At 63.5% G+C, this 14612-nt stretch carries 13 protein-coding genes and 1 pseudogene; 3 read left to right on the forward strand and 11 right to left on the reverse strand.

The features are described 5' to 3' along the window. Positions 1–60: 60 nt before the first annotated feature. From DBO86_RS14450 to DBO86_RS14475, 6 genes are all read right to left on the reverse strand, one after another. On the reverse strand, positions 61–1158 hold the full coding sequence (locus DBO86_RS14450) for an ABC transporter permease (RefSeq protein WP_108234026.1): 1098 nt from the start codon (positions 1156–1158) through the stop codon (positions 61–63). 11 nt (positions 1159–1169) lie between these two features. After that, on the reverse strand, positions 1170–2717 hold the full coding sequence (locus DBO86_RS14455; RefSeq protein ID WP_108234027.1) for an ABC transporter ATP-binding protein: 1548 nt from the start codon (positions 2715–2717) through the stop codon (positions 1170–1172). Positions 2718–3031: 314 nt separating this feature from the next. Further along, on the reverse strand, positions 3032–3715 hold the full coding sequence (locus DBO86_RS14460; protein ID WP_108234028.1) for an SDR family oxidoreductase: 684 nt from the start codon (positions 3713–3715) through the stop codon (positions 3032–3034). A 52-nt stretch (positions 3716–3767) separates the two neighbouring features. After that, positions 3768–4355 carry an IMPACT family protein gene (locus DBO86_RS14465; protein WP_108234029.1) on the reverse strand — a complete coding sequence of 196 codons (588 nt, stop codon included), beginning with the start codon at positions 4353–4355 and terminating at the stop codon, positions 3768–3770. Further along, positions 4355–5017, reverse strand: a complete 663-nt coding sequence (locus DBO86_RS14470) for a TetR/AcrR family transcriptional regulator (RefSeq protein ID WP_108234030.1) — start codon at positions 5015–5017, stop codon at positions 4355–4357. The genes DBO86_RS14465 and DBO86_RS14470 overlap by 1 nt, the downstream gene beginning before the upstream one ends. Positions 5018–5167: 150 nt before the next feature. Beyond that, positions 5168–6085: a LysR family transcriptional regulator gene (locus tag DBO86_RS14475; protein WP_084340245.1), complete on the reverse strand. Its 918-nt coding sequence runs from the start codon at positions 6083–6085 to the stop codon at positions 5168–5170. 162 nt (positions 6086–6247) lie between these two features. Here DBO86_RS14475 and aptA point away from each other — a divergent pair, with 162 nt between their 5' ends. Both aptA and DBO86_RS14485 read left to right on the forward strand, forming a co-directional pair. Further along, positions 6248–7594, forward strand: a complete 1347-nt coding sequence (gene aptA / locus DBO86_RS14480) for an omega-aminotransferase AptA (RefSeq protein WP_108234031.1) — start codon at positions 6248–6250, stop codon at positions 7592–7594. Between the two features lie 107 nt (positions 7595–7701). Beyond that, on the forward strand, positions 7702–9198 hold the full coding sequence (locus DBO86_RS14485; RefSeq protein ID WP_108234032.1) for a CoA-acylating methylmalonate-semialdehyde dehydrogenase: 1497 nt from the start codon (positions 7702–7704) through the stop codon (positions 9196–9198). A gap of 102 nt (positions 9199–9300) precedes the next feature. On the opposite strand, the gene DBO86_RS14490 is transcribed toward DBO86_RS14485, so the two are convergent. Continuing rightward, positions 9301–9507, reverse strand: coding sequence for a hypothetical protein (locus tag DBO86_RS14490; RefSeq protein WP_169713308.1), 207 nt, complete (start codon positions 9505–9507; stop codon positions 9301–9303). Between the two features lie 176 nt (positions 9508–9683). Here DBO86_RS14490 and DBO86_RS14495 point away from each other — a divergent pair. Beyond that, positions 9684–10510, forward strand: a pseudogene (locus DBO86_RS14495) (arylamine N-acetyltransferase family protein). Between the two features lie 354 nt (positions 10511–10864). Here DBO86_RS14495 and DBO86_RS14500 read toward each other — a convergent pair. From DBO86_RS14500 to DBO86_RS14515, 4 genes are all read right to left on the reverse strand, one after another. Next, positions 10865–11101 carry a hypothetical protein gene (locus tag DBO86_RS14500; RefSeq protein WP_074855283.1) on the reverse strand — a complete coding sequence of 79 codons (237 nt, stop codon included), beginning with the start codon at positions 11099–11101 and terminating at the stop codon, positions 10865–10867. 359 nt (positions 11102–11460) lie between these two features. Beyond that, positions 11461–12165 (reverse strand): lipopolysaccharide kinase InaA family protein, encoded by a 705-nt coding sequence (locus DBO86_RS14505; RefSeq protein ID WP_074855282.1) that lies wholly within the window; start codon positions 12163–12165, stop codon positions 11461–11463. 283 nt (positions 12166–12448) lie between these two features. Continuing rightward, on the reverse strand, positions 12449–14095 hold the full coding sequence (gene groL, locus DBO86_RS14510) for a chaperonin GroEL (protein WP_108234033.1): 1647 nt from the start codon (positions 14093–14095) through the stop codon (positions 12449–12451). Between the two features lie 48 nt (positions 14096–14143). Beyond that, entirely contained in the window at positions 14144–14437 is a 294-nt protein-coding gene (locus tag DBO86_RS14515) for a co-chaperone GroES (RefSeq protein ID WP_013717065.1), read from the reverse strand. Positions 14438–14612: the final 175 nt, after the last annotated feature.

Raw genomic sequence — 14612 nt, forward strand, 5'->3', positions numbered from 1 at the left:
GGGGCTTTAGCCGCGACAGCCGTTCGATTGAAAACGTCGCGGCTAAAGCCCCTCCCACGGTCAGGTGGTCGCCTCGGCGAGGGTCTCGCGCCGTGCCCATTTCCACTTCAGCTTTGGCCGATAGAGAATCAGCACGTCGCAGGCCAGCAGGTAGAACAGCATCATTCCCTGAAACAGCTGGGTGATCGCCTGCGGCAGGTTGAGATTCATCTGCGCGTTCTCGCCGCCCAGGTATAGCAGCGCCATCAGCAGGCTGGCAGCGACGATGCCGAGCGGATTGAGGCGGCCAAGAAAGGCCACGGTGATCGCCGCATAGCCGTAGCCGGGCGACACCTGCGGTACCAGTTGGCCGATGGGCCCGGCCACTTCGCCGACGCCGGCCAGGCCGGCCAGCGCGCCGCTGACCAGCAGGGCGAACCACACCAGGCGCTTCTCGCGAAAGCCGACGAAGCCGGCGGCGCGCTTGTCCAGGCCCAGCACCTTGATCTGGAAGCCGAGAAAGCTCTTGTGCAGCAGCACCCATACCGCCACCAGGGCCAGTAGCGCCAGGTACAGGCCGCCGTGCAGGCGCCCGTCCTCGCTGACCAGTGGCAGGCGGCTGGCATCACCGAACATCGCCGACTCGGGGAAGTTGAAACCGGCCGGATCCTTCAGCGGGCCATGCACGAAGAACAGCAGCAGGTTCAGCGCGATGTAGTTGAGCATGATGCTGGTGAGAATTTCGTTGGCGTTGAACTGCGTGCGCAGCCAGGCGGTGAGCCCGGCCCAGGCTGCGCCAGCGCAGGTGCCGGCCAATACTACCCAGGCCAGTGCCCAGCGGCTTTCCCAGTCGATCAGTTGCAGGGCCATGGCGCTGCCGGCCAGGGCGCCGATCAGCAGCTGGCCTTCGGCGCCGATGTTCCAGATGCGCGCCTGGTAGGCCACCGCCAGGCCCAGGGCGCAAAGCAGGATCGGAAGCGCCTTGACCAGCAGTTCGGAAACGCCATACCAATCGCTGACCGGCGCGATGAGCAGCGTGTGCAGGGTCTGCAGCGGGTCATGGCCGAGCAAGGTGAACAGCAGCACGCCACTGAGCAGCGTCAGTACGGCGGCCAGCAGCGGCGACAGCCAGAGCATGGGGCGCGATTGCTGGCCGCGCGGTTCCAGGGATAACAGCATGACGGGCTCCGTCAGCAGGCCGCAGCGGCGGCGGGTTGATCGAATTCACCGGCCATCCAGCGGCCGACTTCCACGGTGGACACCTGCGCCGTCTCGGTCAGCGGCGACAGCCGCCCGCTGCACAGCGCGCCGATGCGGTCGCTGATCTGGAACAGCTCGTCGAGGTCTTCGGAGATCACCAGAATCGCCGCGCCGGCATCGCGCAGGGCGATCAGCGCGCGGTGGATGGCCGCAGCGGCGCCAACGTCCACGCCCCAGGTCGGGTGCGCGGCCACCAGCAGTTTCGGGTTTTGCAGAATCTCGCGGCCGAGGATGAATTTCTGCAGATTGCCGCCGGACAGGCTGCGCGCGGCGGTGTCGGCACCCGGCGTCTTCACCGCGAAGCGGCGGATGATCTCGTCCGCCAGCGCCCGTACCTTGCCGCGCTGCACCAAGCCGCCCTTGACCAGGCCCTGGCCGAAGGCGGTGAGCAGGGCGTTGTCCACCAGGCTCATCTCCGGCACGGCGCCATGGCCGAGGCGTTCGGCGGGTACGAAGGCCAGGCCCAGCTGGCGCCGCGCATCCGGGTGCAGATTGGCCACTGGCGCGGCATCGATGCTCACCCGCTCGCGCTCACCGCGTGGCAGTCGGGTTTCGCCGCTGAGCAGGGCGAGCAACTCGTCCTGGCCATTGCCGGCCACGCCAGCGATGCCGACGATCTCGCCGCTGCGCACCTCCAGGCGAATGCGTTCGAGCGAGCAGCCGAAGGGATCGGGGTTGTGCCAATTGAGGTCGTCGACGCGCAGCCGTGGCAGGCCGCCGCTGACTTTCGGGTAGCTGCTTTCCAGTCCCTCGGCATCGCCAACCATCAGCCGCGCCAGCTGTAGATCGCTGCACTCGGCCGGCACGCAATGGCCGGACACGCGGCCGCCACGCAGCACCGTGGCGCTCTGGCATAGCGCGCGTACCTCGCCGAGCTTGTGGCTGATAAACAGAATGCTGCAGCCCTCGGCGGCCAGGCGGCGCAGGGTGACGAACAGTTCGTCGGCCTCCTGCGGAGTGAGCACCGAGGTGGGTTCATCGAGGATCAGCAGCTTGATGTCCTGCATCAGGCAGCGGACGATTTCCACGCGCTGGCGTTCGCCGATGGACAGGCTGTGGACCAGGCGGGTCGGTTCCAGCGCCATGCCGTAGCGCTGCGACACCTCGCGAATTTTCGCCTCCAGCTGCTTCGGTGTACCGGCGCCCGCGCCCATGGCCAGGGCGATGTTCTCGGCGACGGTCAGGGTCTCGAACAGCGAGAAATGCTGGAACACCATGCCGATGCCCAGGCCGCGCGCCATGGCCGGGTCGCGCATCGCCAGCCGTTCGCCCTGCCAGCGAATCTCGCCGCTGCTGGGCTGAGTGACGCCGTAGATGATCTTCATCAGCGTGCTCTTGCCGGCACCGTTCTCGCCGAGCAGGGCGCGGATCTCACCGGGGGCGATGGTCAGGTCGATACGGTCGTTGGCCAGACAGCCGGGGTATTGCTTGCTGATGGCGGTCAGCTGCAGGCGTGGGGAAGCGGGTGGGGCGGACATGGGAAGCGCTCATGAACATGACTGAGCGGGGCTAAAGCAAAAACTTGGCCAGTAAGTCAGAAAATCCATTTTATGGGCTCTCGCCTATGGCCGAGCGCACTGCAATGCCTGCCATTGGTGCGCGTCTCTCCGTATGCTGCGCACAATGCACCGTATTCGCGCGTGCGCGGCTAAAGCCCCTCCCACAAACAGCTGCTGCTCTTGTGGGAGGGGCTTTAGTCGCGACCGTTGCTCGGATGTAATCCGGGGGCAACAGAAATCACTACTTGCGGCTACCAGGGCTAGCTTCTGCGAGCGGCCCGGTTTGAGCGCTTTTACCAGGGCAAAGAATTGCCTTCGAAGTCCTGATAACTCAGGCCTGGCCGGCCGACGGCAGCGCTGACCTGTTCGACCATGCCCCTGCAACTGCTGTCGATATCCAGCGGGGCGTCGGCGCCGCCCATGTCGGTGCGTACCCAGCCTGGGTGCATCAGCAGCACGCCGAGCTGCGGATTGTCCTGAGTGCGCACGAAGCACTGCACGAGGTGGTTGAGCGCGGCCTTGCTGGCGCCATATAGCGGCATGCCCAGGCCGGCACCTGCCTCGATGCTGCCGAGGATCGAGCTCATGAACACAATCAGCCCATGTTCGGCGGCCAGGTTCGGCAGCAAGCGCTCGGCCACGCGCAGTGGGGCGACGGCGTTGGTCAGGAACAGCTGACCCATTTCCTCGGCGCTGGCCTGTGCGGTGCTGTGGTGCTCGGGGCCCGCCACGCCGGCATTGACGAAGATGACGTCGAACTGCTGATCATTCAGGCGGTTGGCCAACTGCTCGAGGCTATTCGGGTCGGTCATCTCCAGTTGTTCCACGCGTACGCCGAGTTCTTGCAGAGGGGCTTGTTGCGCGGTGCTGCGCACGGTGGCGGTCACGGCCCAGCCCTGGGCGGCGAATTCACGGGTCAGGCCAAGGCCGAGGCCACGTGAGGCGCCGATGATCAGAATGGATCGGGAGGCAGTCATGTCAGGCTCCTGAGGGATTAAAAGGACACGTCAGCATAGCGCACTCAATCGGTCACTCAGCTGCGCTCAGGCGCTCCCGTCCACGGCTGATATCGCCCAGCAAGCGTTCCAGCGCCGCATGTTCGGCCGGCGCCACGGCCAGTTGCAGGCGTGCGCCGGTGGCGTCGTAATTCTCGCTCTCGATCAGGCTGTCGAACTCGCTCAGGCGCGCCTTGAACAGCGGCAGTTCGGCGAACTGCAAATGGCAGGTGAAGGATTGGCGCAGCACCAGTTCACGGCGCTCGCCAGCTTGCAGGCACTTGGCTGCGCTGCCGCCGTAGGCGCGGGCCAGCCCGCCGGTGCCGAGTTGAATGCCGCCGTACCAGCGAATCACCAGTACCACCACCTGATCGCAGCCTTGCCCTTCGATGGCGGCGAGGATCGGCCTGCCAGCTGTGCCGCCCGGTTCGCCGTCGTCGTTGAAGCGGTACTGGTTGCCGACCTTCCACGCCCAGCAGTTGTGCGAGGCGGCCAGGTCCCTGTGGCTGTCGATAAAGGCTTGCGCCTCGGCCGCGCTGGCAACCGGTGCGGCGAGGGCGACGAAACGGCTCTTGCGAATCTCCTCGCGGTATTCGCAGGGGCCGAGCAGGGTGAACGCCATCAGGCTTTGACGGCGGGCTTCAGGCCGCAGCCCTTGAGGATGATCTGCACCAGTTGATCGGAGGCTTGCTCGAAGTCCTCCTTGGTCAGGCGCGAGCACTGCTTAACACGGCAGATCTGCGAGGCGAAGTCGGCGTAATGCTGGGTGCTGCTCCACAGCAGGAAGATCAGGTGGATCGGGTCGACCGGGTCCATCTTGCCGGCGGCGATCCAGCCTTCGAACACGGCGGCGCGGCCACGGAACCAGTCCAGGTAGTTCTGGTTGAAGTACTGCGACAGGCAGTCGCCGCCGCTGATCACTTCCATGGCGAAGATGCGCGAAGCCTTCGGCTGGCGCCGGGAAAACTCCATCTTGGCGCGGATGTAGCGCTCCAGCGCCTCGGCCGGATCATCATCGACGCTCAGGGTGTTGAAGGTGCTGTCCCACAGTTCGAGGATATTGCTCAGCACCGCCAGGTACAGGCCCAGCTTATTGTTGAAGTAGTAGTGCAGGTTGGCCTTGGGCAGGCCGACGTTCTGCGCGATGGTGTTCATGCTGGTGCCCTTGAAACCATGGCGGGCGAACTCTTCCTCGGCGGCCTTGATGATGGCTTCTTCATTCTTCTGGCGAATGCGCCCGGCAGGTTTGTCGCTGGTGTGATGGGCGGGTACTTCGAAGGTCATAGAGCAATTCCATGCTGATCGGGGAGCGGCGCGCCTGCACTGATACCCCAGCATTGCCTGGGTGACAAGTGCGCTACGTGGAAAAACGCTGGGGCAGGGCTCAATTGCCCCGAGAGGCGGCTGTGTGGGGGCTTTTCCGGCATCTGGCACTCAGCCATCGGCCAGTGCTTCGAGAAAACTCTCCAGTACCAGATGGGCACGCCGTCCTTTGCGCGTGACCGCTGCCAGGTTGATGTCGTAGTAGCGGCTGCTGGCCTTGAGCGCGCGCAAGCGCCCCTGCTGCACCCATGCCTGGGCGTAATGATCCGGCAGGTAGCCGATGTAACGTCCGGTGAGGATGAGAAAGGCCATGCCTTCGCGATCCGAAGCGCTGGCCGTGCAGTTCAGTGCCTGGTAGTGGCTCTGCACCTCGGATGGTACGCGGAAGGTCGGCGCGATGGCTTCCTGGGCGTTGAGCCTGTCGTCTTCGAGCTGTTGGTCGTCGACATAGAACAATGGGTGACCGACCGCGCAGTACAGCAGCGAGCGCTCGTCATACAGCGGCTGATACTCCAGGCCGGAAAGGGCGCCGACCTGCGGCACCACGCCGATATGCAGGCGACCGTCGAGCACGCCCTGTTCCACTTCCGACGGTGGCGTCATACGGATATGGATGCGCACGTCCGGCCCCTGCACCTTGAGGCGCGCCAGGGCATTGGTGATGCGCATGTGCGGGATGGTCACCAGGTTGTCGGTCAGGCCGATGTTCAGTTCGCCGCGCAGGTGCTGGTGCAGGCCGTTGACCTCGGTGCGAAAGCTCTCCAGTGCCGCCAGCAACTGCAGCGTGCTCTGGTACACCTCACGACCTTCCTCGGTCAGGGCGAAACCGGCGCGGCCACGTTGGCACAGGCGCAGGCCAAGGCGTTGTTCGAGGTCGCTCATCTGCTGGCTGATGGCCGAGCGGCCGATGCCCAGGGCGCTCTCGGCTGCGGAAAAACCGCCGCATTCCACCACGCTGCGAAACAGCTTGAGCAGGCGGATTTCAAAGTCGCTGACCTGGGCCAGCGGATCGGGACGGCGGCTGCTCATTTGTTTAGTAAACCTTGATCTGAAGATAAGAAGAGTACTGTTTTACTGACTCTATGCCCATGGCACCTTTGCTGGCAACTACCCTGTAGGAGCCGGCTTGCCGGCGATCATCGCCCGCAAGCGGGCTCCTACACCCGATTGCCTGCCCGAGTGAGGCTCCCAATGAACATGCCGCAGACTGCAACCCCGTCCCTGGCCAGCCAGCTCAAGCTGGATGCGCACTGGATGCCGTTCTCCGCCAACCGCAACTTCCAGCGCGACCCGCGTCTGATCGTCGGCGCCGAAGGCAGCTGGCTGACCGACGACCAGGGCCGCAAGGTCTACGACAGCCTGTCCGGCCTGTGGACTTGCGGCGCCGGCCACTCGCGCAAGGAAATCCAGGAAGCCGTGGCCAAGCAACTCGGTACCCTCGACTATTCGCCGGGCTTCCAGTTCGGCCATGCGCTGTCGTTCAAGCTGGCCGAGCAGGTCGCCGACCTGATGCCGGGCGACCTCAACCACGTGTTCTTCACCGGCTCTGGCTCCGAGTGCGCCGACACCGCGGTGAAGATGGCCAAGGCCTACTGGCGCCTCAAAGGCCAGGCCTCCAAGACTCGTTTCATCGGTCGTGCCCGTGGCTACCACGGCGTCAACATCGCCGGCACCGCGTTGGGCGGCATCGGTGGCAACCGTAAGATGTACGGCCAACTGATGGACGCCGACCACCTGCCGCACACGCTGCAGCCGGGCATGGCCTTCACCAAGGGCATGGCCGAAACTGGCGGCGTGGAACTGGCCAATGAACTGCTCAAGCTGATCGAGCTGCACGACGCTTCCAACATCGCCGCGGTGATCGTCGAGCCGATGTCCGGCTCCGCTGGCGCCCTCGTGCCGCCGGTGGGCTACCTGCAGCGCCTGCGCGAAATCTGCACCCAGCACAATATCCTGCTGATCTTCGACGAAGTCATCACCGGCTTCGGCCGCATGGGCAAGTGGAGCGGCGCGGAGTTCTTCGGCGTGACCCCAGACCTGATGAACGTCGCCAAGCAGATCACCAACGGCGCCATCCCGCTGGGTGCGGTGATCGCCAGCAGCGAGATCTACAACACCTTCATGCAGCAGCCGTCGCCGGAGCACATGATCGAGTTCACCCACGGCTACACCTACTCGGCGCACCCGGTGGCCTGCGCCGCTGGTCTGGCGACGCTGGAGCTGCTCAACCGCGAGAACCTGATCCAGCAGTCCGCCGAGTTGGCGCCGAAGTTCGAGGCCGCGCTGCATGGCCTGAAGGGTACCAAGCACATCATCGATATCCGCAACTGCGGCCTGGCTGGTGCACTGCAGATCGCCCCGCGTGACGGTGACGCGGTGATCCGTCCGTTCGAGGCCGGCATGGCCCTGTGGAAGGCCGGCTTCTACGTGCGCTTCGGTGGCGACACCCTGCAGTTCGGCCCGACCTTCAATGCCAAGATGGAAGATCTCGACCGCGTCTTCAACGCCGTCGGCGACGTGCTGAACAAGCTGGATTAAGAGCGAGCGCACCCCTTTCTGTAGGAGCCCGCTTGCGGGCGATGTTGTAAAACGGATCGCCGGCAAGCCGGCTCCTACCCACAGTAATTACGTCTAGGAGCTTTCCCATGAGCCATATCCCTCACCTGATCAACGGCGAGCGTGTTGCCGGCAACGGTCGCAGCGCCCCGGTGTACAACCCGTCCACCGGCGACTCCACCAGCGCCGTCGGCCTGGCTGATCGCGCCACCATGCAACTGGCCATCGACGCCGCCAAGGCCGCCTTCCCGGCCTGGCGCAACACCCCGCCGGCCAAGCGCGCGCAGATCATGTTCCGCTTCAGGGAGTTGCTGGAGCAGAACGAGAACGAAATCGCCGCACTGATCAGCGCCGAGCATGGCAAGACCCTCGAAGACGCCGTCGGTGAACTCAAGCGCGGCATCGAGAACGTCGAGTTCGCCTGCGCTGCCCCGGACATTCTCAAGGGCGAATACAGCCGCAACGTCGGCCCGAACATCGACGCCTGGACCGATCTGCAACCCATTGGCGTCGTGGCAGGAATTACCCCGTTCAACTTCCCGGCCATGGTGCCGCTGTGGATGTATCCGCTGGCCATCGTCTGCGGTAACTGCTTCATTTTGAAGCCATCCGAGCGCGACCCGAGCTCCACCCTGTTGATCGCCGAACTGCTGAACCAGGCCGGCCTGCCCAAGGGCGTGCTGAATGTGGTCAACGGCGACAAGGACGCGGTCGATGCGCTGATCGAAGCGCCCGAGGTCAAGGCCCTGAGCTTCGTCGGCTCGACCCCGATCGCCGAATACATCTACAGCGAAGGCACCAAGCGTGGCAAACGCGTGCAGGCCCTCGGCGGCGCCAAGAACCACGCCGTGTTGATGCCCGATGCCGACCTAGACAACGCCGTCAGCGCACTGATGGGCGCGGCCTACGGCTCCTGCGGCGAGCGCTGCATGGCCATCTCCGTGGCCGTATGCGTGGGTGACCAGATCGCCGATGCGCTGGTCGAGAAGATCGTCCCACAGATCCAGGCGCTGAAGATCGGTGCCGGCACCTCCTGCGGCCTGGACATGGGCCCGCTGGTCACCGCTGCCGCGCGTGACAAGGTCAAGGGCTACATCGACGCCGGCGTGGCGCAGGGCGCCAAGCTGGTGGTCGACGGTCGCGACCTGGTGGTGCCGGGCAACGAGAATGGCTTCTTCGTCGGCGGCACCCTGTTCGACCGAGTGACCCCGGACATGACCATCTACACCGACGAAATCTTCGGCCCGGTGCTGTGCATCGTCCGCGTCGGCAGCCTGGAAGAAGCCATGCAGCTGATCAACGGTCACGAGTACGGCAACGGCACCTGCATCTTCACCCGTGACGGTGAAGCGGCGCGCCTGTTCTGCGACGAGATCGAAGTGGGAATGGTCGGCGTCAACGTGCCGCTGCCGGTACCGGTGGCTTACCACAGCTTCGGCGGCTGGAAGCGCTCGCTGTTCGGCGACCTGCATGCCTACGGCCCGGATGGCGTGCGCTTCTACACCCGCAAGAAGGCCATCACCCAGCGCTGGCCGGCGCGCAAGAGCCACGAAGCGGCGCAGTTCGCCTTCCCCAGCAATGGCTGAGTGAGCTGCTGCTTTGAATGAAAAGGCCGATCAAGAGATCGGCCTTTTTGTTGTCAGGCAGCAGGTTGCTCGTTGCAAGCAGCGCTCCGCTGGAGACGCCGTTCACTGCGCCTGGTCGATGGCCTCCTGCAGACGCCGAGTGTTCGCCGCATTGGCCTGGTCGATCTGCTGCTTGAGCTGCTCCATCTGCTGTTGGGCCTGTTTGGCCTGCTCAGCCTGGAGCGTCGCCGTAGCGGCCGTCTCACCGGCGCCGCAGCCGCCCAGGGTGATTAACAGGGAAAGGGTGCAGCAATGGCGCAGGTGCATCATGGAGTCCTCGGGCAAGCTCGTGCGGTGAGCGATAGATTGGCGCATTTGTGCCGGTTTGTGTGTGCCGGCTGCCGCAAAGCGAAAGCGCTGATTCGAGCACGCCATGCCGCTCGTTGCATATCGTCTGTCCACGTCCTCTGGTAATACAGCCGGCAGGTAGAAAAGGGAGATGCACGATGACCGAGCCATTCATGCTGGATTTACACATGTACCTCGGGCGCCTGGGTTACTCGTCGGCGCCGCCACCGACCCTCGACACCCTGCGCGAGCTGCAAGAGCGGCACACTGCTGAGTTCCCCTTCGAAACCCTGGCGAGCATGCTGCGCGTGCCGGTGGAGGTCGAACCCGCCGCGGTCCAGGACAAGCTGCTGCGCCAGGGCCGTGGCGGTTACTGCTTCGAACTCAACCGTCTGTACCTGCTGCTGTTGCAGGAATTGGGCTTCGACGCGCGCGGGCTGACCGGCCGCGTGGTCATGGGCGGGCCGGAAGATGCCCTGCCAGCGCGTACCCATATGCTGGTGCTGGTGACCCTGGGGGCGTTTGCTACATCACCGACGTCGGCTTCGGCCGCATGGTGCCCACCGGTCCCTTGCTGCTCGACAGTGAGGCCGAGCAGGCCACGCCGCATGAGCCTTATCGTTTGACGCTGGTGGATGACACCTACACCTTGCGCGCACTGGTGGCGGACAGCTGGCGGGCGATGTACCTGTTCGATCTGCAGAAGGTGGCGGATATCGATTGCGTGGTGGGCAACTGGTACGTGTGCACCCACCCGGAACCGCCCTTTCTCGGCCAGATGATCGCCGCCCGCACCGGGCCAGGCCTGCGCAAAACGCTGAACAACGGCAGCTTCGCCATCCACCGCCTGGGGCAGGCGAGTGAGCGGGTGCAACTGCAGAGTGTCGATGAGGTGCTCAGGGTTCTGCGCGAGGAGTTTGGCATTCGGGTGCCGGAGCATCCTGAGCGACGGCAGATCATCGAGCGGTTGATAGCGGGGGCGTGAAGGCAAGGTCGCTGGTATCGCCGCGTTCTTGTAGGGGGCTTCAGCCGCGAAAATCTTTCAGCCAACCGAGATTGCTGACGGAACAGCGATCAGTTCCCCTCTCCCGCTTGCGGGGCGTAAGCGGAAATAGCGAAGAACTGCTTCGCCTGCTGAAGCACCAGCCTGCTAAAACGCCATTATGCGGGCATTTTCAGGGGGGGCTGTGGGGCCAGAGGCATGAGCGAGTACTGGAAGTATCGAGGAGCAGAGCGGGTGATCGAGCTGCACGGGTATGAGCGCCAAGAGGCAGCGCCTGACGGGCCACCTGCTGCTGCAGGTCAGCCCGCTTGGCGAAGGTGTGACCGTGGGTATGGCTTAGTGCTCGCCCTTCATTGCGCCACTGAGGCCGAACATCAGCACCAGCAGGTTGGCATCGGGTTTGGCGGCGGGCTGCACTTGCTTGCGCAAAGGCTCGGTGGGGCAGGGCTCTGCGGCGGTGCAGGCTTGCGCTTCCAGCACACGTGGGCCGGGCTCCTGCCAGGCTGCGGCGGCGATTGCCGTTACGCTGAGGGCGAGGCCCAAGAACAAACCTCGTGCTATTTCTAATTTCATTTTGCTAACCCCTTGAAAGCGCTGCCAAACGCTGTTCGCTAAACCTAGATCACCCATTGCCTTGTCGTCGTCTCATGCGACGAACGGTCTTAGCGCGTAGCTGGCACCAGCCGGGGCTGTACTGGGACACAGGCCTTGTCGGTTGGTTCAACAATGCTGCGGGTAACATATCGACGTAACCTTAGGTGCCCGTTAAGGCCCCCCTGTAACAGCCGGCCCTGGCAGTTGCAGTCGCCTGCAGCTCTGTTTGCTACCCAGCGCAAAGGTGCAAGGTAGAGCCACTTCCTGGTGGGGGTGATGGGGATGGAACGAGGTGTTGCGGAAAAAACACTACCGGCCCTGGGCCGGCAGTCGTTTGTTTAGGCAATAGCCGTGCCGAGGCCTTTGGCACCATCGGCGAAGATCTGGCGATAGCCCTGTAGCAGTTGCTGCCAGTCGGCGTCGGACCAAGGGCTGTGGCGTCGCAGTTGAGGCAGGTCGTGCTGAGCGGCTTGGACGCGTGTCAGGCGGCGACGGCTTTTCTCCAGATCCAGCAGGGCAACCTGCGGCGTTTCGCCGGCAAGGTTAACGAAGACATGTTTGGCATACAAGCAACCGTGCTGCCAGCGCCCCAGGTGCATGCGCGCCAGAGTCGCGCCAACAAGTTGCAGCAGCTCGGTGTGTACGGTTTCGCCACAGGCTTCGCGGCCGCCTTTGGCGTACCAGCTTTGGATGTCCATGAAGCCTTCGAGCTCGGCGGTCACCAGCAGGCCCCGCCAGCCCTGTTGTGGGTCGCGTTCAACGCCGCAGTAGATCAGCTTGGGAACGGGCACGCCGAGTGCGTCCAGGGCCAGCAATGCACTGCGTTCGCGCAGTACGGTCGGGCGTCCCTGTGGGTGCAGCAGGCTGCGGTAGATATGGCCGATCTGTTTCTTGGCGTAGAGCACGCCGGTTTCATCCAGCAGGCGCTGCACGCCACTTTTGCCGCCGCGGCGAGCGTTGGGCTCTTCGACCCAATCACCTTGCTGTTGCCACCAGTATTGGAATACCTGCTGAGGAATCTCGCGCGTACTGCAAAAGGCCATATTTTTGTTCTTCTATTGGAGGTTTGCGCAGCACTCGTCTCGTGAACGGGGACTACGTCGTTCAGGGTTGTAACAAAACATAAGCAAACAACGTTCCCGAGTCCATCGGTAATGTCATCGGATTTTCGGCCTGTAACGCTTTTCATCGGGCATAAAAAATTTCCAGGAGAAATTTATAACGTCGCGTAGCGACGGCCCGCAGGGTGGCCGCCATGGATGGCAGGCCAAAAAAAACCCCGCGACTGGCGCGGGGTTCTTGGTACTGCGTAGGGTGCCGGTTGGCTTACATCATGCCGCCCATGCCACCCATGCCACCCATACCGCCCATATCAGGCATGGCCGGGCCTTTGTCGTCAGCCGCTTCGGCAACCATGGCCTCGGTGGTGATCATCAGGCTGCCAATGGAGGCAGCAGCTTGCAGGGCCGAACGGGTAACCTTGGCCGGGTCGAGAATACCCATCTCGATCATGTCGCCGTAGGTGTCGGTCGCGGCGTTGAAGCCGAAGTTGCCCGAACCCTGCTTGACCTTGTCGACCACTACGCTCGGCTCGCCGCCGGCGTTGGCAACGATCTGACGCAGCGGAGCTTCGACGGCGCGACGCAGAAGAGCGATACCGACGTTCTGGTCTTCGTTGTCGCCTTTCAGGCCTTCGATGGCCTGCAGGGCACGCACCAGGGCTACACCGCCGCCAGGTACCACGCCTTCTTCCACGGCAGCGCGGGTAGCGTGCAGGGCGTCTTCAACGCGGGCTTTCTTCTCTTTCATCTCGACTTCGGTGGCAGCGCCAACCTTGATCACGGCAACACCGCCGGCCAGCTTGGCCAGACGCTCTTGCAGCTTCTCTTTGTCGTAGTCGGAAGAGGTTTCTTCGACCTGCTTGCGGATCTGCGCAACGCGGGCTTCGATGTCGACCTGAGCGCCAGCGCCATCGATGATGGTGGTGTTGTCCTTGTTCAGGACGACGCGCTTGGCATTACCCAGATGCTCCAGAGTGGCGCTTTCCAGGGACAGGCCGACTTCTTCGGAGATCACGGTGCCGCCGGTCAGGATGGCGATGTCCTGCAGCATGGCCTTGCGGCGGTCGCCGAAGCCCGGTGCCTTGACGGCTGCGACCTTGACGATGCCACGCATGTTGTTGACGACCAGGGTAGCCAGGGCTTCGCCTTCGACATCCTCAGCCACGATCAGCAGCGGACGGCCAGCCTTGGCAACAGCTTCCAGAACCGGCAGCAGTTCGCGGATGTTGCTGATCTTCTTGTCGACCAGCAGCAGCAGCGGGCTTTCCAGCTCGGCGACCATGGTGTCCGGCTTGTTGATGAAGTACGGCGACAGGTAGCCGCGGTCGAACTGCATGCCTTCTACGACGGACAGTTCGTTTTCCAGGCCCGAGCCTTCTTCAACGGTGATGACGCCTTCCTTGCCGACCTTGTTCATCGCTTCGGCGATGATGTCACCGATGGAGTTGTCGGAGTTGGCGGAAATGGTGCCGACCTGGGCGATGGCCTTGGAGTCGGTGCACGGCTTGGCCAGCTCTTTCAGCTGAGCGACGATGGCCGCGGTGGCCTTGTCGATGCCGCGCTTCAGATCCATCGGGTTCATGCCGGCAGCGACGGACTTCAGGCCTTCGTTGACGATGGCTTGAGCCAGAACGGTGGCGGTGGTGGTGCCGTCACCGGCAGCGTCGTTGGCCTTGGAGGCAACGTCTTTGACCAGTTGCGCGCCCATGTTTTCGAAGGCGTCTTTCAGTTCGATTTCCTTGGCAACCGACACACCGTCTTTGGTGATGGTCGGGGCGCCGAAGGATTTGGCCAGAACCACGTTACGACCTTTCGGGCCGAGGGTGGCTTTGACGGCGTCGGCCAGTACGTTGACGCCAACGAGCATTTTCTTGCGGGCGGAATCGCCAAATTTGACTTCTTTAGCAGCCATTTTGATCAGTCCTCAAACTCTTGAAGGTTAAACGGAGATTCGTGGGAATCAGGCTTCGATGACAGCGAGGATTTCGTTCTCGCCCATTACCAGCAGGTCTTCACCGTCGACTTTGACGGTGTTGCTGCCGGAGTATGGGCCGAATACCACTTTGTCACCGACCTTGACGGCCAGCGGACGGACTTCGCCGTTATCCAGAACCTTACCGGTACCGACGGCAACGACTTCACCCTGGTTCGGCTTCTCGGCGGCCGAACCCGGCAGCACGATGCCGCCTGCGGTTTTGGTCTCTTCTTCGCTGCGACGGATCACGACGCGGTCATGCAGAGGACGAAGCTTCATTGTCGATCTCTCCTAACAATTGATGGCCAACTTGCCGACTCATGAATGGTCGGCGGGTTTGTAAAATCCGGCGAGGCCGGGTGCGGCACGCTGGGCGTACCGCGAAAGTTGGACTGCCTCAGCGGGCAGCTACCTTGCGGTGACTGCTACATGTGGGCGGGCAAGGGTATTTCAA

This window comes from Ectopseudomonas oleovorans (assembly GCF_003052605.1).
Taxonomy (GTDB): Bacteria; Pseudomonadota; Gammaproteobacteria; order Pseudomonadales; family Pseudomonadaceae; genus Aquipseudomonas; species Aquipseudomonas oleovorans_A.